Here is a 19,110-nt window from a genome sequence, read left to right on the forward strand (position 1 = left end):
AAATGGGAGATCCAGTCTAATGCTATCGCCGACTACCTAAAGGATCCAAAGTATGCGCTCTAAATTTTTTTCGGAGGGTTATGCGTAAGTCCTATCAGGATGAACCGACCATCGACCTGATTGGAGATGAGATCCGTCTCGTCGGGGACGTCTTCTCAAGGGAGAATGATGCCGATGCACTTGCAGCGTATCTTGATGGCCAGATCGCTGAGATACGGAAACGGACACAGGATATCCCCGAAGACGAAAGGGTTCGGATGATCCAGCTTGGTCTCTCCCCCCGTGCCCGGCAGGGAGGCGGTGCCGGCATGGTATGGGGCCAGGATACGATAGAGTCCTACTTCATTGAAGAGATTGCACATGCTAAGAATGTCTACGAAGGAACAGGCGCTTTCGTCGTTGTCTCAACCGAACAGATACTGGCACTTGATCCGGATGTTATCGTCCTTCCGACGGCACAGGGATACCATCCGGCCAGTGAACTCTATACCGCCCCGTATTACCGGAACCTGCAGGAACTGACTGCTGTGAAGAACGAGCGTGTCTATGCCCTCCCCTGGACACCCTTCAACTGGGCCAAACGCCTGGAGTATCCGATTGAAGCGATGGTCATCGCAAAAGCGGCATACCCTGAGAGGTTCTCCGATATCAATGTCGGAGAATGGACACTGGAGTTCTATCAGGAGGTCTATGGTGTTGATGAAGCAACCGCACGGGAACTCAGGTCAGTCCAGTGGCTTGACTGGATGGCCAAAGAGAACTTCTAACCTTTTTTTGTGAAAACCAGTGAAATTTCATTCTATCAGATTTCATATGGTAGATGGATCAGGGAATACGATCCTGATCCCCCCGATCAAAACCGTCAGCACCCCGGCGATCCAAAAAAGTGTGACCACCATCGGTCAGTTCGATCCCGATCCTGGAATTGCTGATGCGAATCCTGAAGTATGGGGTTTCAGGCAGATTTCTTAATATTGTTGTAATAATTCAGAGCACCGGCACAATCAAGAAGCTCATCGTCGTCTGATTCGCGGATATACCCTGTAAGACCATACTCCTCAAAAAGGGAATCAGTCTCTTCGGCATCCACCACCAAACCGACAGGCCCTCTCTCCCCGGATGAACAGGCACATTGCCGGGACCTCATGAACCATATACCCTGCAACACTATCTCTTCATCATACCCAGGGGTTGGGAGGTCCCGGTATTCATGCCGGAGAGGAATCAGCAGCATAGTGGCCATTCCTCTCCATTATCATCGTATATATAGTAAAAAGTGGGGGTAAAATGGAATTTCATGTATTGATTCGAGCAGATCCCGAAGATGGAGGCTATACTGTCAGCTGCCCGGCCATCCCCGGATGCCACTCGCAGGGCGAAACGGTTGAAGAGGCTCTTGAAAATATACGGGATGCCATTGCTGGCTGTATTGGAGAGACCGATGAAGAAAGAGGGGATATCAGCATCACCCTCATCTGATCCCCTCAGATAACCCCGACCAGCACCAGTATCAGCACGATCCCCCCGATCGCCACCGTCAGCACCCCGGCGATCCCAAGTGCAAGGTACAGCAACGGCAGGTAATTATTCACCATCGCCGCTCCTCCCCCCGTGACTTGGTCCGCTTTCTCCTGAAGAGATCCTCCCGCTCCTGCTCCTCAAGATAGTCGGAGATATACGCGATGATCCCCTTCAGCCGGGGAATCAGGATCGAGTCGAGGGCATTTGTCCGCCGCCGGACCGATGCTATCCGGGAGGAGAGGCGGAGGATCGCCCCCTCCACCCCGGCGAGCCGGACTGCCGCATCCACAGCCTCAAGGGCGAGATCCGAGGCGGCATCGAGGCGGCCGTTCCCGGCAGCCAGCCCGTACCCCGGCATCTTCCCCGGCCGGAGGGGGTCCGGGATCGCAAATGCCGGGATACCCACCCCCATGATCCCCTTCTCTATTGCAGGGATATCCGGGATCGTCCGTTCGACAGCCGCCGCACTCTCCACCTCACGCCGGGAGCCCGCCATCTCAGCCTCCATGAGGGCAGGATAGGCGGCGGCAAACGCCTCCTCCATTGTTCGCCGCATCTCATCCCGCCGCTTTGTCAGGGAGAAGAACTCCATCACCATCGCATCAAGCTTCTCCCGGAGGAGCTCATGCCCCTTCTCGGCGGTCACAAGCCTGCGGCGGACCTTCTGGAGTTCAATGCGTGTCGGTCTCAGCCCCGGCGGGAGGCGCCTGCTCACCCGGTCTCACCCCGGTAATACTCCCTGATGAAGTCGGGGTTGATCCGTTTCAGCTCCTCTTGTGGGAAGAGGGAGAGGAGATCCCAGGCACGATCGAGGGTCTCGCCTATCGAGCGGCCCTCATCCATCTTCTGCCCGACGAACTCCCCCTCAAACCGCTCAAGGAAGGTGAGATACAGCCGGTCGGTATCGGTCAGCCCCTCATCCCCGATGACCGCGACAAGCCCGGCGAGCCGCCGTCCACGGGCATACGCCGCATAGAGCTGGCTTGAGACATTCGCATGATCCGCCCGGGTCCTCTCCTTGCCGATCCCCCCCTGCATCAGCCGTGATAAACAGGGGAGGACATCAATCGGGGGATAGATCCCTTTGCGGTGGAGCTCACGGGAGAGGACGATCTGGCCTTCGGTGATATATCCGGTCAGATCGGGGACAGGGTGGGTGATGTCGTCATCCGGCATCGAGAGGATCGGCAGCTGGGTGATCGAGCCGGGCCTGCCTTTCACCCTCCCGGCACGCTCATACAGGGAGGCGAGATCGGTGTACATATACCCAGGATACCCCCGGCGGGCCGGGATCTCCTCACGGGCGGCCGAGACCTCCCTGAGCGCCTCGCAGTATGCCGTGATATCCTGCATCACCACAAGGACATGCATCCCGCAGTCAAATGCGAGATACTCCGCCGCCGTCAGGGCGAGACGGGGGGTGACGATCCGCTCGATGGCGGGATCATCGGCACGGTTGAGGAAGAGGACCGCGTGTGCCCGTGCCCCGGTCTCGGAGAACTCCCTGATAAAGAACCGGGCCTCCTCATGCGTGATCCCCATCGCTGCAAAGACGACGGCAAAGGACTCCTCCGTCCCCCGGACCCGTGCCTGCCGGGTGATCTGGGCGGCGAGCCGGCTGTGGGGCAGGCCGGACCCGGAGAAGACCGGGAGTTTCTGCCCCCGGACGAGGGTGTTCATCCCGTCGATGGCAGATATCCCCGTCTCGATGAAATCCTCGGGGAACTCACGCCTCGTCGGGTTGATCGCATACCCCGAGATCTCCATCTCCTTCTCGGGCACAACGCGGCCCCCACCATCTATCGGCTCGGCCGAGCCCGAGAAGATCCTCCCGAGCATCTCCTTTGCAACCGGCATCATCAGGGGTTTTCCGGTGAACCGGACCGCCGATACATCACAGTCGAGATCGCGGGTCCCGCCAAAGACCATCACAATCGCCATCCCCATCCGTGACTCGAGCACCTGGCCGAGCCGCCGGGTGCCATCCGGCAGGAGGACATGGACGACCTCGTTATATCCGGCATCATCGATCCCGGAGACGGCAAGGATCGGGCCCGCCACCCGGACGACGGACCGGAACTCACGGAGCGGCCGGGTCATCGCCCGCCTCCTCCAAAGGCATCATCAATCTCATCCAGTATCGTCTCATAGTCTTCGGCAAACTCATCATGCGGCCGGGGTCCCATCCGGGCAAGCCTGCCGGTAACCGGGATCTTCGCCGCCTCCTCAGCCGTCATCCCCTCCTCGACCGCATCCCTCCCACGGACCAGGTAGCGGTGAATCAGCCGCATCATCCGGTACTGCTTCTCCGGGGGGCAGAAGGTATCGACCTCATCAAATGCGGACTGGATGAGGAACGATTCCCGCAGGATAGTGGCGACATGGAGCGTGAACTTGTCCTGTTCAGGGAGGAGATCAGGCCCGACGAGCTGGACGATCTCCTCAAGCTCGCTCTCCTTCTGGAGCAGCCTGATGAGGTCACTCCGCATCCTGCCCCATTCCGCTCCGCCATGCTTCTCCCACCAGGGCTCTGCCAGATCGGCGTAGAGCGAGTAGGAGAGGAGCCAGTTCACCGCCGGAAAATGTCGCTGGTGGGCGAGATCGGCATCCAGCGCCCAGAAGACCCGGACGATCCGGAGTGTGTTCTGGGTCACCGGCTCTGAGAAGTCGCCCCCCGGCGGCGAGACCGCACCGATGACCGAGACCGATCCCTCCTCCCCGGACAACGCCGTCACCCTTCCCGCACGCTCATAAAAGTCGGCAAGCCGTGATCCGAGATAGGCGGGATACCCATGCTCTCCCGGCATCTCCTCGAGCCGGCCGGAGATCTCCCGCATCGCCTCGGCCCACCGGGAGGTGGAGTCGGCCATCAGGGCGACGGAGTACCCCATATCCCGGTAATATTCGGCGATGGTGATCCCGGTATAGACCGATGCCTCGCGTGCGGCAACCGGCATATTCGAGGTGTTCCCGATGAGCACCGTCCGTTTCATCAGTGGCTCCTTCGTCTTGGGATCGATGAGGGCAGGGAACTGCCTCAGGACGTCGGCCATCTCGTTTCCACGCTCTCCGCAGCCGACATAGACGACAATATCCGCATCCGACCATTTGGCAAGCTGGTGCTGGACGACGGTCTTTCCGGCGCCAAAGGGGCCCGGTACCGAGGCCGTCCCCCCCTGGACCATCGGGAAGAAGGAGTCGATCACCCGCTGGCCGGTGATGAGCGGCCGGACCGGGGGGAGCTTCTCATTCACCGGCCGGGGTACACGGACCGGCCAGCGCTGGAGCATCGTGATCTCATGGTCGTTCCCATCCCGGTCAGTCAGCCAGAGGACGGGGTCAAGCACCGTGTACTCACCCTCCGGGGCGACCTTCGCCACCCTCCCGGAGAGATGGGGTGGAAGGAGGATCGAATGGATGATCCGGTTCGTCTCCGGGACCGTCCCGATGACAGCTCCCCCTTTCAGGTCATCCCCTTCGGCGACATCCGGCGTGAACCTGTACGTCTCCTCCCTCGGGAGGGCAGGGCTGCTCACCCCCCGGATGATGAAGTCGCCGGAGATGGATCCAAGCTCGGTGAGGGGCCTCTGGATACCGTCATAGATCATCCCGAGGAGGCCGGGGCCGAGCTCGACCGAGAGGGACATCCCGGTCCGCTGCACCGGCTCGCCGGGGGTGATCCCGCCTGTCTCCTCATAGACCTGGATCGTTGCAAGATCCTCCTCAAGCCCGATGATCTCGCCGATCAGCTCGTCATCTCCGACATAGACGACCTCGTACATCTGTGCTCCACGCATCCGGTCCGCCTCGACGACAGGACCGGTGATCCGGATTATCCTTGCTGTATCACTCAACACACATCACCCTGGCATCCCTTTCCCTGCAACACGCCGTATTGCGGCGGTCACGGCATCTTCTCCCTTGACGGGCCCTTCTGGCCCCGGTATGGCGATGACGGCCGGATAGACCGCCTGTGATCGCCCATGGTCGCTCAGGAGCGGGAGGATCTCCTCCTGGTACCGGTCGAGGATCAGGATGATCCCGATGGTATCATCCTCCAGTGCTTCACGGAGTGCTTCTTTTGCCTCCTCTCCGTCCTCGCACCTGATGACATCCTCAACCCCGGCAAGCCGGCAGAGGAGGGTCGTCGCCCGGTCACCGATAGCGATGATCCTCATGGACCGCCTCCTTCAATCACCATCATGGTGGCTCCCCTCTCCTCGCTAATGCCAAGTATCAGTCTCCCCGCCGCTGCCCTGAGGTTTGCGATCTCCATCTCAAGTGCCAGCAGGTACCGGATGATCGGCCCGCTTCCGAGATGATACTGGCTGCTGTTCATCCTGCCGACATCCAGAAGGCACCGGTTCAGGGCGATATCGATCTCCCCGCTATTCCGCACCCCCTTCTCCATAAGAGGCTCGAGATACTGCCCGTACATCGTCTCCCTGAGGGCGGCCGCCATCTCGATGAGATCTGCCGTTCGTGCAAGCTCCTTCTGGAGATCGATGGTGATCTCAAAGCCGCCCTGCGGGATGAGGAAGGGGATGAGATCGCCCCCGTCAACCCCGGCAATCTTTCCACGGGCGAGGATTCGGAGGTTTTCGCAGTCGATCATCCGACCTGCCATCATCACCGCCGGTTCGTACTGCGAGTCCTCAATCCCCCGGGCCGTCATCATCAGGCTCTGGTATGCACCGGCGATGAGTGCCGCTTCGAAGGCAGCAAAACCGACCGGTTCGCCGATCTTCATCCACTGCTCCCGGATACCGGGGGTGATCGCTGATCGTTCAAGCCTCTGGACCGCCTCTTCAATCGTATCGGAATATGCCGCCTTCCTGATTGCGGTCCCGCTCAGCCCTCCGACCGGGACTGCCCGTTCCATAATGAGATCGCGGGGGAGATTCCCTGCGATCCCCCGGAGGATGGCCGCCACCTCCCGAATGGCAAAGATCTGGGTGTAGGCGGTGATGAGCGGCCGAATCGCATCGGGGACGCTCCCGGCGAGGTCCGCAAGCAGGCGGTAATGATGGGATCGGATCAGGTGTTCGCAGTCGTCAGGAGAGATCCCCTCCCTGTATCCGACATGATGGCCGATATGCTCGGCACGCTCGAAGAGTTCGAGGAGGTCGGCGGATGCAATGATCGACGCCACCCCTTCCCTGGTGACGAGCGGGTTGCCGATTGCACGGACACGTGCCGCCGGGTAGGCGAAGGATGCGATACTGAGGATGATCCGGAACCATCCTGCGGAGATCGCGATGAAGATGGCGACCATGAAGGCGATGGCGAGGCCGAGGGCGATGATCCCCGCCCCCTCGACCGTGAGGAGATCCGAGAAGATGCTCTCAATATCCAGTATCCCCACCTCCATAGAGGACTTCTGATACCCTCTGCGTCAGCTGGTTGCGCATATCCAGAAGCCGTGTCGGGAAGGTCTGATCACACCGGACGGCTCCATCCCTGGCAAGCAGGATCACCCCCCCGATCCGTATCATCGGATCATGCCTGGGAAGCGGTCTGACCGTCACATTGCTGATCCCTTCCGCCGCCTCCTCTGCTGCCTCCTGATCGTCGGCACGGCAGAGGATGGTGAGCGGCCCGTCATCGATCATCTCCCTGCCTTCAAGGATGAGGTGGCGGAGGATGCCGGGATAGGCGGAGGAGGATACCATCTCCGACAGCTCCTCTTCGGCGATGGAGAAGACCTCCCCGATGCCATCCCACCGGGCCTTCCGCTCGGCCGCCATCGCCTCAAACTCAGCCTGGAGGAGGATGGAACGCCGCATCGCCTCGATCTCCCGCTCCGTCTCACGCCGGATCTGGTCGGCCTTCTGCTCTGCCCTGAGGCGGGCCTTCTCCCTGATGCCTGCCGACTCTTCTTCTGCATCGTTTCGGATCCGGGCGATCTCCTCATCCCTCTCCTCCTCGATAAGCCGGATGATCACCTCCCTGCTCATCTAGAGTCCTCCGAAGAGCCCGATACCAAACATGATCAGGATCGCAATCAGGAGGCCGAAGATGGCAAAGGTCTCTGCCATCACCGCAAAGACGAGGCTCTGGCCCATCGCCTCAGGGCGGCGGGCGACCGCACCGATGCCTGCCGCCGCCGTCATCCCCTGGCCGATGGCGGAGAGCCCGGCAAGCCCGACGGCAAAGCCCGATCCGATGCAGGCAAGCCCGGCCGCCGCGGTTGCGGTCACATCCCGGGTGATGATCCCGGTGAATGCCATGATCAGGATTGCGACGAGGAGGCCATAGATCGCCTGGGTCTCCGGCACAACCGTGAAGACGAGCCCTTTCCCAAACATATCCTCACGCTCCGAGGTCGTTGCAATCCCTGCGGATGCGGATATCCCCTGGCCGATGGCGGATATCGCGGCAAATCCGACGGCGATACCGCAGGCGATGGATGCAAATCCGGCGGCAAGGGTGGCGGTCACATCCCGGGTGATCATCCCGGTGAATGCCATGATGAGAATTGCGACAAGGAGTCCGTATATCGCCTGCGTCTCCGGGATGACCGAGAAGACGAGGGACCGGCCAAACGACTCCTGCTTCTCGGCGGTCGCCGCAGCTCCCGCCGCCGCCGCTATTCCCTGGCCGATGGCGGAGAGCCCGGCGAGCCCGATGGCAAATCCGCACCCGAGGGCTGCGATCCCAAGTGCGGGCTCCGTGATGGGATCGCCGGCGATCATCCCGGTGAACGCCATGATGAGAATTGCGACAAGGAGTCCGTAGATCGCCTGCGTCTCGGGGATGACCGAGAAGACGAGTGAGCGGCCGAACGCACCCTCATGCTCGGCAGAGGAGGCCGAACCGGCGGCGGCCGCGATCCCCTGTCCGATGGCAGAGAGTCCTGCGATGCCGACGGCGAGCCCGCACCCGATGGCGGCAAACCCGGTCGCCGTCGTGGCGACCTCATCGCCGGAGAGGAGGCCGGTGAACGCCATGATGAGAATTGCGACAAGGAGTCCGTATATCGCCTGCGTCTCCGGGATGACCGAGAAGACGAGCGATCGGCCCATCGACCCCTCACGCTCGGCGGCGGTTGCAATCCCCGAGGATGCCGCGATCCCCTGTCCGATGGCAGAGAGTCCTGCAACACCGACCGCAAGCCCGGCACCGAGTGCCGCAAGCCCCATCGGGACCGAGACGGTGGTATCACCGCCGCCTATCACCCCGGTCGCGAGGAGGATGAGGACGGCGACGAGGAGGCCGTACATCCCCTGTGTCTGGGGGACCGCCTGGAAGACGAGCGCCTGGCCGAACTTCTCCGGTTTGATCGCGATGACCCCTGCTCCCGTCGCCCCGGCGATACCGACCCCGATACCGGAGCCGATGGCTGAGAGGCCGACGGCAAGCCCGGCCCCGATGACGGCGAGGATGAACCCGGCTGTTATCTCAGGTATCATTGGTCATCCTCCAACAGGCGGGTGGTTGTCCGTCCCGATGCAAACGGGAGAAAGACCCGTCCGCCACCGGTATAGAACGTCCCGAAGAACTCGACATACTGAAGACGAAGTGCATGGATAAAACCTCCGAGTGCCTGCAGAACAAGATTTGCCGCATGGCCTGCAATGGAAAAGAGTACCGCGACGATGACGAGGGCCGGGTGGATGGACCCGATCATCTCTGCGAGAATATTGATGGTCATCGCGATCCCGGCGGTGGCGAGTGCCAGTGCCAGGATCCTCGTATAACTGAGCCAGTCACCAAGGAATCCGGTGATACTGAAGAACCCAAGCGGCCCCTCGACAAGGAAGATCAGCGCAGCCGCAACAGCCGCTCCAAAACCGGCGGCAAGGATGACCGCCTGGGAGAACTCTGCCCATCCGAAGAAGGCAAAGAGGAGGATGGCCGCACAGGGCTGCAGGAGGAACCAGACCCCGACGGATCTGAGCATCTCACCGGGCTTCCCTGTACTGAGATGGCGGTACGATGCGATCCCAAGGCCGATATTGAGATGGATGATCCCAAAGATGAGTGCTCCCGTCAGGAGGATGAGGGGATCCATCAGGGGATCGATGGCGGCGAAGGGGACAGAAGCCCCGAAGAACCGGGGGAGGAGATCGCCGAAGAACCCCCCCTGGAGGATGCCAAAGATTGTGCCGGAGATCCCGCAGGCGACGAGGACGATGGCGAGATCCCGTGTCGATCCCGGGGCACTCGCCGGGCCTGCAAGGAGGGCCGCTGCGATGATCGCAAGGAGAAGGCCATATCCTGCATCGCCGAGCATCACCCCGAAGGTGATGATCAGAATGGGGGCGATGAAGATGGTCGGGTCGATCTCGCGGTACCTCGGCCGTGCAAAGGTTGTGGTGAGGAAGGCGAAGGGTGCGAGCCACCATGGATGATCATACGAAACCGGAACCTCGGCATCCCCGTCCTCCCCCGGCACCGACCGGTAGATGAGGGTTGCCCCGGCATGCTCATCCCCGATCCTTGTAAGATGCGGGATATCCTTCTTCCGGATCCAGCCTTTATAGAGGCGGAGATCCCGTGTGGATCCGGCAAGTGCGGCTGCATCGATCCGCTCCCTGGCAAGGGCAAGCTCCTCGGCGGCAGCCGCGAGATCACGGAGGTGATCCCCGGCGATCCGGTGCAGTCTCTCGTCGATACCCTCACGCTCCTGATGGAGATCTCCTCTGATCGAGGTGAGATCTGCGAGTGCATCAGAAACCGTCTCCTCCCGTCTCGTGAAGGTAAATTCGGCAAAAGCACGGGCACGGAGGAGTTCATCGACCGCCTCCGCCGAGCGACGATGGACCGCGATGATCACCACCATCCCCTCTTCCATGCACCTGCAGACAGAGGAGACGACTGCATCGGTGATCCCCTCCTCCTCAAAGACTGCATCGAGATCCTCACACTCATCAGTCGGGATGAGACCTGCCCTGATGACGATGAACCGGTGATCTGAACGGGGGGGAAGTCTCTCACTGAGGCATCCAAAGAGGGTGAGCTGCTCCTCCTCTTCATCAAGGCGGATCAGATGCTCCTCGATGGCAGAACGGCGGGTTCTCAGGGTCAGAACCTCCCCGATCATCTCTTCATGGATCGATGCGGCATGAAGGATCTCCTCCGGGCTCCTTTCCGGGACCCCGACCGGCTCGGGCCTGATCGGGAGGAAGAATCCAGCGATCCTGCCACGCTCCCCCTGCACCTGGCTGGTGAGGATCTCAACCGCCCGCTCGGCCCGTGACTGTACGGCTGCAATATCCTGCCGGATGGCATCACGCCGGACAGGGGTGATGAGCGGTTTGAGATGGTCGTCGCCGGTGATCGGGGTCAGCTCAACGATCCCCGCCTCATGGACGGCCTGAAGAAAGGATCCGGCGTACCGGCGATGGATACCGATTGTGATCCGATGCATCTCAGCCGGATAGAACATCCCTGTCTCCCGTGACCGCCCTGATGATCACCCTCACCCCGTCTCTCTTCTTGGAGGCGGCGAGTGCATGCAGACGCTTCACCGCCTCCTCCGCATCGAGCGCCATCGTTTCCGCGACAGACTCCGCATCGCTTCGTGCCCGGCTGATCTCCTCTTCTGCCGCTCTCCGGGCCTTCTTCTCCTCTTCCCTGATATACTCTGCCGCTCTCTTCTCTTCTGATTCGATGGCTGATGCCGCCTCTGCCTTCGCAGCCTCGATCTGCGAGACGGCCTCCTCTTCGACCTTCAGGACGGCCTCGATATCATGAACGGGCATACTGGAGTTTATGGACGGCTCCTATATAAAATGAACACGAGGCGATCTTTTTTTATCTTTATGAGTTTATTTCTCAGTATGGGTATCACTGAGATACGGGAGGAGATTGCCCGTGTGGATATGGAGATTCTGGAGCTTATCAGAAAGCGGCAGTCGCTTGCCGGGATGATGGCACAGGAGAAGATCAAAGCAGGCAGGCCGCCGGTCGATCCCGATCAGCGTGGCCAGGTGATCGCCCGGGCGGTGGATGTCGCGGTTGAGGCGGGGATCGATCCCTCTGGCATCAAGGAGATCTTCACCCGCCTTGTTCTGATGAGTGAGCAGAAGCAGAGCGGGTGCATGGGGGATGGTAATCTGCCGTAAAAAGGGGTGGTTTTCCTCCCTCATGGGGGCTGTCGCCAGGTACCACTCCGGATCAACTCAATCCTGGGAAAAAAGTGATTCAGCTCCGATTATCTCAAGAGGCTTTGAGGAATTCCCGCTGAATAATGTCTTGATGAGAGCTGATATAACAGAAGCATCTGTCAGATAGAGTCTCATATTCCCATTTAATTCCCATGGTTTCTCAATGGTAATGGCACAGTGTTCTGACAGGGATGAGATGGTATCCGTTGATCTGATGACTCCCCGCTCAGGATCCCATTCTGAGATCGCAATCTGAATGACTGTTTTGGGAATCCCAAAACCATTGCAATAGGGAATAATCACATCGTTTGGTAGGTATTTTCCATTCTCCTCGGATACACTTCTTTTCTTCACAAGAGCATTGAGAATGGTTTTAACTCTCTTAACCGGTGTTCCTTCATCCTCCTGGACAAGCCCGGGAAGGGATGAGAAGACAGTACTGCCTGGAATTGTCTCAGCCCTCTTCAACATCACTTCGACTTCGTCTGCATCAAACCCGTTGCTGAATGTGGAGATATTCTCCCCAGACGGTATTTCCCGGCCGATAGGAAGCTCCCATGAGAGATCACAGAGAGCCAGAAGGACTTTCATCTCGTTGAATGTCGCAGGAATCATCCATGATTGAAGCCTGGTGGCATTATTACCTTCCATCCCAAACTGGCTGATAACCCAGTCAGTTTTTAGTGATTCTCCGAAAGCCACCGTTCCGTCGTCGCCATGGAGCATTGTTACTGCATCTGATTCACGAGAGAAGATTGTCGTTATGGTGCTCTCTTTTTCTTCACCTGAAAAGGTGATGGTGATGATTCGGACAGGGGTTGCCAGTGTATTGAGTGTGCTGGCAAAAGAACTCATTATATTGCCCTGCTCATCAAGAATGCCGCCCTCTTTGAAGGATTGCAGGACAGGTTTCTTTGCCATGCTCTCTGTTTTGGGATCAAGATACGTAAGCGGGGTTCGATCACCCTCCCAGAATGATCCGAGTTCTCCAAGCATCCCGGTTTCAAGTGTATAGGTGGGCTTTTCGTTCATGTCACCATACCCCCCTTTCAATCTGCTGCTGTGTATCGCGTATCTTCCGCTTGATCTCCCGAGTTTCTTCGAGCATCTCCTCCTTTGATGGCATGCTGTCGAGCCGGGATCTAAGTTCTCTTCTCCGGGTCTGGATCTCCTGCCACTCGCTGGTAAGTTCTTTGGTAGTGACCTCTCTACCAAAAAGCTCCTCCTTTGCTTCATCAAGGGGTGTTTCAATTTCTAACTTTTCTTTGACACCATCGTAGATCGTCTGTTTGGGATCGGTTACTGCATCCCAGGTCTCCTTCCCCATCTTGAACATAGTCCTGACACCCTGCCTCTTATATTCCCTCTGAGCTCTTTCATAATCTGCCTGGATCTCTCTTCTCTCCTGCCAGGTGCTCCTGATCTCCTGTTCCCGGGTTTCCAGTTCGCTGATATGATCTCTCAGCTGTTGGATTCGCCACTCCGGCATCGTCTCCTCTCCCGGCTGGGTGGGTGCTTCAGGTGCTGCCGGGGGATCAGACATGATCGGGGCTTTTGGTATCCGTGGAGGTTCCACTTCCTGCTTCGGTTCTTGTGGCATCTCCGGTTCTACCGGTCCTTCAGGTTCTGGCTGCGGATGCTCCGGAGTGGGTGGTGTCTCCGGGGTTTTTGGCGGTTCTCTCTCTGGTATTGGCTCTCCTGGTGCTTCAGGCTCAGGCATCTCAGGGGCCACCGGTGCCTCCGGGGTTGTATCTGGAAGTTCCTGCTTTGGTGCTGCTCCTCCCTGATCCCCTGACTGTTCTCTGTATCTTCTGTACTCCGGGTTGTCCCGGTACGGATCGTCTGGTGTTCCCCTCCCAATGATCTCAGGAGGTCTTCCAACCTGCTCGGGATATTGTGTAAGACTACCATCAGCCTCAGTCTTCCCGATAGAACCCGCATCGCGGAACGGATCATCTGGTGTACCAGTACCGTATATACCGGAGTCGGGGCGTCCAGGTGAAGCTCCGGCAGCAGAAGTTCCCGCTGCTCCGGCTCCAGATGAGCCCATACCTGCTGTTATTCCCGCAAGCGAAGACGCACCGCCGGATATTGTCAGGGTTGAGAGAATGCCCGCTATTGTTGCAGATGCAGGAAAGATGCCAACAATGAGAGCGGTTCCGGTATTGTTATAGGGACATGAGCAGCTGCTGCTTATCGGCATCCCTCCGACAGCTGCGAGAACCGGGGTTGTGAGAAGGCTTGCCGCCATGAGAACCAGAATACCGGTCAGGGCAGTAGCAGCTTCAGGTGACCTCCCGGATCCCTTCTGCATGTGATACCAGTAGAGTGCATACCCCAGAGCCGCTATCGCAATAATGAGAGAGCCGATCCGGGGAATGAACGCAGCAAGCAGAAATCCTGCTGAACAACCGGTGATTACAAGGGTTGTTCGCTCTATCTCAAGGGGAGAGAAGGCAGGTTCATTCAGGAAGATCCGTTTCAGATCAGAATACCCGACGCCTGAGACGAGTAACAATACACTCTCCTCCCGTGCGGTGAATGAGAGGAGGAGGAGGATTGCAATAAGAATCGAAACAAGATAATTCTGGAAAATTGCACCGATAAGTCCACCTATGCCAATCCCGGCAGCGAGCAGAGCAGTTGATTCAGCCTCATAGAGGGATCTGGATTGGCTGATCCACTCTGGAACCTCCTTAATCTCCCTGATATAGCCGTCTACTCCATGCTGCCTGATCTTGAGAAACACTGTTGTTCCAAGCATCGCAATAAGCAGCCAGAATAAGGTTCCGGTAATCAACCCGTCAGTGACTGCGAGCATATTTCCAAGGAGGTCTCCTCTTCCACGGATGCTCTGGTTAATATAAAAGAGAACAAAGGTATGCAGGATATAGATTCCAATAAAGATACCAATGAAAAGTGGAATTGTTCTTTTCAGATTTCTGACCATCCCCTCAACCATAATACCGGCAATATCTGCAAGTGTTTCGGGGCCGGGTGTATTCCTGGGTATATCGTTTCTCTCCATCTGCACCACTCCATTGGCTATCAATGAAAATTTAGCGATACGCTTTCATTCTTCGTTATATTATATCAAGATATTGTGAAGAATACACCAGGGGACTCATTTGCTAAAGCCCCTCCATTCCTTAATTATCGAAAATAGCGAACTTGATATGGGCTGAATGAAATACGTAACGTACACTCTCTGTTTACGGCCATCATACAGGTGTCCAAGACCCACGTGACAAGGCGGCGAGTGCATGCAGACGCTTCACCGCCTCCTCCGCATCGCTTCGTGCCCGGCTGTTCTCCTCGTCTGCCGCTTTCCGGGATGATGGCACAGGAGAAGATCAAAGCGGGCAGGCCGCCGGTCGATCCCGATCAGCGTGGCCAGGTGATCGCCCGGGCGGTGGATGTCGCGGTTGAGGCGGGGATCGATCCCTCCGGCATCAAGGAGATCTTCACCCGCCTTGTTCTGATGAGTGAGCAGAAGCAGAGCGGGTGCATGGGGGACGGTAATCTGCCGTAAAAAGAATTGGAGAGCCGGGTCTCTCCCTTATGCTTTCCGGTAGATATTCAGGCCGATCTTGATCTCCTCATCACCGGGGATGGAGATATTCCCCTCGCTTGAGGCGATGATCGTTGACTTTCCGGACTTTGAGATCCCAAACTCCTGTGTGAGATCCACCTCAATGATAAGTTTCGTCCCCTCCCGTCTCATCTCCATGTTCTTCATCAACAGGGATATGCATCCGGGTGCATTGAATCTGCCGAAGAGTTTCGGGTCTCTTTTATGTGTAATATTGTTAACTTTACCTAAATATTAATTAAAGTATGGGGATACCTCGCAGATATCCTCCGCTATGTTTTATTCTTCAATAGAGGCTACACGGCCAACGGTGCCATCGGTCAGCCGGACCTTGATGCCGTGGGGGTGGGATGCCGAGTTCGTCAGAATGGCGGCTACCACCCCGCGGGTCGTCTTTCCACTCCGCTGATCCTCCTTCAGGACGATCAGGACCGTCGATCCGATCCTGATATCCGATCGGTTCCTGCCATTCATCCGTTATATATGGACGGAGGTGGGGATACACCTGTCGATGAGGGGGCGGATAGCTCTCTCCACCTAACTCTCTACCTTCTTCAGCTCTGATCGGATCGCATCGAAGTCCTCGTCGGTTGCATCTATCTCATAGAGGATGGTTCCGTACTTTGGGCAGAGTTTGGTGAACGGGAAGATGATCTTCTTCTTTTTGATCTTCAACCCGACGAGCATCGGCGAAGAGAGGAGCATTTTGAGGCCGCGAAACTCAAAGCCGGGATGCATCTCGTACTGTTCTTTGGTGTTTTTCCTGACGTACTCGTTGACCTCATTGGTCTTTGCATCCATCAGAAGGACTTTACCGCCAAAGTTATTGACACAACGCTCTTGCATGAATAATTGTTCGCCTTTAATGGAATATATATCTCTCTCATCAAGCCGTCAGGTACATATTGTCAGACGGAGTATGCTGGTATATGCCCGCACCCCTTGTTGGACGGAAGTTCGGTGTCAATGTCATTTCGCCCCCTGATATGGAGGACTGCAGAGGGCTGAAGGTCCTTGGAATCTCCGGTTCAAGCCGGCAGGCTCCAAACCTGAGCAAATCCGAGCGAATATTACAGCAGAGCCTCGATCTCTATGGATCATTCGGATGCACGACCCGGCTCATCAGGCTGAAGGATCTGAAGATTTACCATTGCGAAGGGAACTACTCTGAAGATCCCTCGCAGTGCATCTACCCCTGCATGTCCACGCTGAAGTACCCCGATGACCAGATGCAGCAGGTCTATGACGCCATCCTCGAATGCGACATCCTCATCCTGGCATCACCCATCCGGTGGAACAACCATTCAGCGCTCATCCAGAAATGTATCGAGCGGCTGAACTGTATCGAGAACCAGTACTCCTGGTTCGGGAACCGGATGATCCAGAAGAAGGTGGCAGGGCTGATCATCATCGGCCATGTCGACGGTATCCAGCACGTCGCAGGAAACCTCTTCAACTTCTTCTCCTGGCTTGGATTTTCGATACCCGATGTGGCGATCACCTCATGGGTGGGTGAGCATGATGAGGATACTACCCGCGACTGGGAGAAGATTGAGGCAAACCCCTATACCCAGGAGGATCTCGTCAACATGGTCCACAGCTCTCTCCATCTCGCCTGCTCTCTCAAAGAAGAATAAACCAATACCATTAATCCCCTCCCAAACCATCCTTTCAGTATGAAGACCGCCATCGGGCAGACCAACGCCCTCTACCCCTCCCTCATGCTCCTCGTCGGCGCAGAGGTGAACGGGCGGCCAAACTTCCTTGCGGTGGCCCATGCCGGGGTTATTGATGAGACCCATCTGATGATCTCGCTTGCTGCCACCCACCATACCACACAGGGGATCCTGGAGCATCGGGAGTTCAGTGTCAATATACCGGATACCAGCCTCCTTGAGGAGACCGACTACTGCGGGATCGTATCCGGAAAGAAGACCGATAAGTCCGATCTCTTCACCATCGGGTATGGCGAACTGAAACACGCACCACTCATCAGGGAGTGCCCCGTCTCGATGGAGTGCCGGGTCACGCAGACGATGGAGCAGGGGAGGTACCTCATCTTCATCGGCGAGATCCAGATGACCTATGCAGATGATACAATCAGGGTCGGCAGGACGATTGACCCGGAGCGCCTCCAACCGATCTTCTTTGCGATGAGCACCCGCGGCTATTACGGGCTCGCCGGCCGCCTTGGCAGTGCATGGGATGTCGGGATGAACCTCCCGCTCAGGGAGCGTCAGGCATCATCTCATGAAGAGCGGAGTATTCTTCGGTCAGTTTTCTGATATCCCTGATCTTCCCGTTGGCGGCCTCAAGGATCGAGAGGATCTCAAGATATCTCGAATCCCCGCTCTCGTTTAATGCTGCGATACGTTTTAAGTAGAGGGAGTACTCCAGATTCAGTGCACGCTGAAGCTCGATATCCCGTGCACGGAGGGATCGGATCGTCTCCGGCGTGGACTGGGGGAAGGTGGCGGCAAGAGCCTGCATATTGGCATCAAATATTCGATAAATCCCCCATATCGACTCAACCTGCCCCTTTGGGAAGGCATGACCGGTCCGGTGGGCATTGCGGCCGACTTTTGCAAGATCACGGGAGAGATCAGCAAGCCGTTCAAGTTCGTTTGAGATACGAACAAGGAGAACGGTCTTCTTCGCCTGCCTCTCGGTGAGTGCCTTCTTTGATATCGTGAAGGTGGCCTTCTCGATCTCCTCGTCAATATAGTCGTTGAGGAGCTCCAGTTTTCCGGCTTTATGGTATGCCCGCTGAGGACTTTTTGCCGAGAAGACGGCAATTGCAGCATCAAACGCCTGGTCAGTGATCTCATAGAGGTGTGTCACCTCCTCTTCGATGAGAGGGATGACCTGGTTGACATCGTCAGGAAGCCGTGATGGGAGGGACGCGGTCCGGAAGAGAATCTCCTCCTCCTCACCGGGGAGAGCCCGGGTAACGAACCGTCCAAATGGATGCACTGCCAGGATGAAGATAGCCGAGGTGACGACATTGAAGATCAGGTGCGCATTTGCCACCTGCTGGGCCTCAGTACCCCCGATCCATGCGATTGTACTGACAAACGGTGTCAGAAGGGGGAGGATCATCAGGACACCCCCGACATTGAAGAACGTATGGGCAAGGGCTGCCCGCCGTGCGAAGAGATCGAGCCCCCGTGATGCGAAGAGGCCGGTTGTCGTCGATCCGATGTTGGCGCCAAGCAGGAACGGGACCGCCTCGGGCATCGTGATCATCCCCTCCTGGGCGAGGATGACCACAAGCCCGCTCGTCACCGCACTCGACTGAAATGCCGTTGTCACAAGGAAGCCGACGAGGATCGCAAGAGGAAGGAACGCTATCCCTCCAAGGATGCTGAGGACAAGCGGATCCCCTTTGAATGGCTCGATACCCCGTGACACAAGATAGAGACCGAAGAAGACGAGCCCGAAGTAGAAGATCGGCTTTCCAAGGAATTTATATCTCCCACCAATGATCCCGATCAGAAAACCTGCGATGATAAAGACGGGCCCGAAGGAGGTGAGCTGGTAGGCGACCAGCTGGGAGACGATGGTCGTTCCGATGTTGGATCCGATGATGATGCCAAGGCTCTGGGTGAAGGAGATTGTCCCTGTGTTGACCAGGTTGATGGCGATCACCGTGGTTGCCGCACTCGACTGGACGAGTGCAGTGATCCCGGCACCGAGGAGCAGACCCTTATACCGGTTTGTGGTGAGTTCTCCGAGGATCGCCGCAAACCTTCCTCTTGCCACGGCAAGGATCTCTTTGCTGAAGTTCTCGATGCCGAAGAGGAAGAGGATAACCCCGGGGAAGACACTGAAGATGAGCTCCCAGCCTGCAACCATACAGATAAGGATAGCCTATTTGATTAAAAA

General features: G+C 57.5%; 24 protein-coding genes. 7 read left to right on the plus strand and 17 right to left on the minus strand.

What is annotated here, in order from left to right; all coding sequences use genetic code 11:
• Positions 1-80 precede the first annotated feature (80 nt).
• Both J2T58_RS08770 and J2T58_RS08775 read left to right on the plus strand, forming a co-directional pair.
• The gene (locus J2T58_RS08770; protein WP_253488938.1) at positions 81-767 is read left to right on the plus strand and encodes an ABC transporter substrate-binding protein; all 687 of its coding nucleotides are present in this window, start codon (positions 81-83) and stop codon (positions 765-767) included.
• Positions 768-813: 46 nt separating this feature from the next.
• Entirely contained in the window at positions 814-972 is a 159-nt protein-coding gene (locus J2T58_RS08775; RefSeq protein ID WP_253488941.1) for a hypothetical protein, read from the plus strand.
• Here J2T58_RS08775 and J2T58_RS08780 read toward each other — a convergent pair.
• Positions 956-1,147, minus strand: coding sequence for a hypothetical protein (locus J2T58_RS08780; RefSeq protein ID WP_253488944.1), 192 nt, complete (start codon positions 1,145-1,147; stop codon positions 956-958). The two genes, J2T58_RS08775 and J2T58_RS08780, sit on opposite strands and share 17 nt — an antisense overlap.
• Positions 1,148-1,287: 140 nt before the next feature.
• Between J2T58_RS08780 and J2T58_RS08785 the strand changes: the two genes are divergently transcribed.
• Positions 1,288-1,479, plus strand: a complete 192-nt coding sequence (locus J2T58_RS08785) for a type II toxin-antitoxin system HicB family antitoxin (RefSeq protein WP_253488947.1) — start codon at positions 1,288-1,290, stop codon at positions 1,477-1,479.
• 109 nt (positions 1,480-1,588) lie between these two features.
• Here the strand turns inward: J2T58_RS08785 and J2T58_RS08790 are convergent, their stop codons facing one another.
• Genes J2T58_RS08790 through J2T58_RS08830 form a run of 9 tightly spaced genes read right to left on the minus strand, consistent with a single transcriptional unit; the run spans position 1,589 to position 11,228 of the window.
• The gene (locus J2T58_RS08790) at positions 1,589-2,236 is read right to left on the minus strand and encodes a V-type ATP synthase subunit D (protein ID WP_253488949.1); all 648 of its coding nucleotides are present in this window, start codon (positions 2,234-2,236) and stop codon (positions 1,589-1,591) included.
• A complete protein-coding gene (locus J2T58_RS08795) occupies positions 2,233-3,621 on the minus strand; it encodes a V-type ATP synthase subunit B (RefSeq protein WP_253488951.1) in 1,389 nt (462 codons plus the stop codon). The genes J2T58_RS08790 and J2T58_RS08795 overlap by 4 nt, the downstream gene beginning before the upstream one ends.
• Positions 3,618-5,375 carry a V-type ATP synthase subunit A gene (locus J2T58_RS08800; protein ID WP_301287525.1) on the minus strand — a complete coding sequence of 586 codons (1,758 nt, stop codon included), beginning with the start codon at positions 5,373-5,375 and terminating at the stop codon, positions 3,618-3,620. The genes J2T58_RS08795 and J2T58_RS08800 overlap by 4 nt, the downstream gene beginning before the upstream one ends.
• A 6-nt stretch (positions 5,376-5,381) precedes the next feature.
• Positions 5,382-5,699 (minus strand): V-type ATP synthase subunit F, encoded by a 318-nt coding sequence (locus tag J2T58_RS08805; protein ID WP_253488952.1) that lies wholly within the window; start codon positions 5,697-5,699, stop codon positions 5,382-5,384.
• Positions 5,696-6,892: a V-type ATPase subunit gene (locus J2T58_RS08810; protein WP_253488953.1), complete on the minus strand. Its 1,197-nt coding sequence runs from the start codon at positions 6,890-6,892 to the stop codon at positions 5,696-5,698. Before J2T58_RS08810 ends, J2T58_RS08805 begins: the two co-directional genes overlap by 4 nt.
• Positions 6,867-7,478: a V-type ATP synthase subunit E gene (locus J2T58_RS08815; RefSeq protein WP_253488954.1), complete on the minus strand. Its 612-nt coding sequence runs from the start codon at positions 7,476-7,478 to the stop codon at positions 6,867-6,869. Before J2T58_RS08815 ends, J2T58_RS08810 begins: the two co-directional genes overlap by 26 nt.
• Positions 7,479-8,933, minus strand: a complete 1,455-nt coding sequence (locus tag J2T58_RS08820; RefSeq protein ID WP_253488955.1) for an ATP synthase subunit C-like protein — start codon at positions 8,931-8,933, stop codon at positions 7,479-7,481. It abuts the gene before it with no gap.
• Positions 8,930-10,894 (minus strand): V-type ATP synthase subunit I, encoded by a 1,965-nt coding sequence (locus J2T58_RS08825; protein ID WP_253488956.1) that lies wholly within the window; start codon positions 10,892-10,894, stop codon positions 8,930-8,932. The genes J2T58_RS08820 and J2T58_RS08825 overlap by 4 nt, the downstream gene beginning before the upstream one ends.
• Position 10,895: 1 nt before the next feature.
• On the minus strand, positions 10,896-11,228 hold the full coding sequence (locus J2T58_RS08830) for a hypothetical protein (protein WP_253488958.1): 333 nt from the start codon (positions 11,226-11,228) through the stop codon (positions 10,896-10,898).
• Between the two features lie 78 nt (positions 11,229-11,306).
• Between J2T58_RS08830 and J2T58_RS08835 the strand changes: the two genes are divergently transcribed.
• Positions 11,307-11,591: a chorismate mutase gene (locus J2T58_RS08835; RefSeq protein WP_253488961.1), complete on the plus strand. Its 285-nt coding sequence runs from the start codon at positions 11,307-11,309 to the stop codon at positions 11,589-11,591.
• Between the two features lie 57 nt (positions 11,592-11,648).
• Here the strand turns inward: J2T58_RS08835 and J2T58_RS08840 are convergent, their stop codons facing one another.
• The 3 genes from J2T58_RS08840 to J2T58_RS11140 all read right to left on the minus strand — a co-directional run bounded on the left by J2T58_RS08840 (position 11,649) and on the right by J2T58_RS11140 (position 14,977).
• On the minus strand, positions 11,649-12,665 hold the full coding sequence (locus tag J2T58_RS08840; protein ID WP_253488966.1) for a hypothetical protein: 1,017 nt from the start codon (positions 12,663-12,665) through the stop codon (positions 11,649-11,651).
• A 1-nt stretch (position 12,666) separates the two neighbouring features.
• Complete coding sequence (locus J2T58_RS08845; RefSeq protein ID WP_253488969.1) at positions 12,667-14,661, minus strand: hypothetical protein; 1,995 nt, start codon at positions 14,659-14,661, stop codon at positions 12,667-12,669.
• 193 nt (positions 14,662-14,854) lie between these two features.
• Positions 14,855-14,977 carry a hypothetical protein gene (locus J2T58_RS11140; RefSeq protein ID WP_301287526.1) on the minus strand — a complete coding sequence of 41 codons (123 nt, stop codon included), beginning with the start codon at positions 14,975-14,977 and terminating at the stop codon, positions 14,855-14,857.
• On the opposite strand from J2T58_RS11140, the gene J2T58_RS08850 reads away from it, so the two are divergent.
• Positions 14,968-15,165, plus strand: a complete 198-nt coding sequence (locus J2T58_RS08850; protein WP_253488972.1) for a chorismate mutase family protein — start codon at positions 14,968-14,970, stop codon at positions 15,163-15,165. The two genes, J2T58_RS11140 and J2T58_RS08850, sit on opposite strands and share 10 nt — an antisense overlap.
• 27 nt (positions 15,166-15,192) lie before the next feature.
• Here J2T58_RS08850 and J2T58_RS08855 read toward each other — a convergent pair whose 3' ends face one another.
• The 3 genes from J2T58_RS08855 to J2T58_RS08865 all read right to left on the minus strand — a co-directional run bounded on the left by J2T58_RS08855 (position 15,193) and on the right by J2T58_RS08865 (position 16,071).
• Positions 15,193-15,372 (minus strand): hypothetical protein, encoded by a 180-nt coding sequence (locus J2T58_RS08855; protein WP_253488974.1) that lies wholly within the window; start codon positions 15,370-15,372, stop codon positions 15,193-15,195.
• Between the two features lie 132 nt (positions 15,373-15,504).
• Positions 15,505-15,699 carry a YwbE family protein gene (locus J2T58_RS08860; RefSeq protein ID WP_253488976.1) on the minus strand — a complete coding sequence of 65 codons (195 nt, stop codon included), beginning with the start codon at positions 15,697-15,699 and terminating at the stop codon, positions 15,505-15,507.
• Between the two features lie 63 nt (positions 15,700-15,762).
• Positions 15,763-16,071, minus strand: a complete 309-nt coding sequence (locus tag J2T58_RS08865) for a DUF1894 domain-containing protein (RefSeq protein ID WP_253488977.1) — start codon at positions 16,069-16,071, stop codon at positions 15,763-15,765.
• A gap of 83 nt (positions 16,072-16,154) precedes the next feature.
• On the opposite strand from J2T58_RS08865, the gene J2T58_RS08870 reads away from it, so the two are divergent.
• Together J2T58_RS08870 and J2T58_RS08875 are read left to right on the plus strand one after the other, a co-directional pair.
• A complete protein-coding gene (locus J2T58_RS08870; RefSeq protein ID WP_253488978.1) occupies positions 16,155-16,862 on the plus strand; it encodes a flavodoxin family protein in 708 nt (235 codons plus the stop codon).
• 39 nt (positions 16,863-16,901) lie between these two features.
• Positions 16,902-17,510 carry a flavin reductase family protein gene (locus tag J2T58_RS08875; protein ID WP_253488979.1) on the plus strand — a complete coding sequence of 203 codons (609 nt, stop codon included), beginning with the start codon at positions 16,902-16,904 and terminating at the stop codon, positions 17,508-17,510.
• On the opposite strand, the gene J2T58_RS08880 is transcribed toward J2T58_RS08875, so the two are convergent.
• Positions 17,452-19,080, minus strand: a complete 1,629-nt coding sequence (locus J2T58_RS08880) for a Na/Pi cotransporter family protein (protein ID WP_253488980.1) — start codon at positions 19,078-19,080, stop codon at positions 17,452-17,454. The two genes, J2T58_RS08875 and J2T58_RS08880, sit on opposite strands and share 59 nt — an antisense overlap.
• Positions 19,081-19,110 lie beyond the last annotated feature (30 nt).

The sequence above is a fragment of the Methanocalculus alkaliphilus genome (assembly GCF_024170505.1).
Lineage (GTDB): Archaea > Halobacteriota > Methanomicrobia > Methanomicrobiales > Methanocorpusculaceae > Methanocalculus > Methanocalculus alkaliphilus.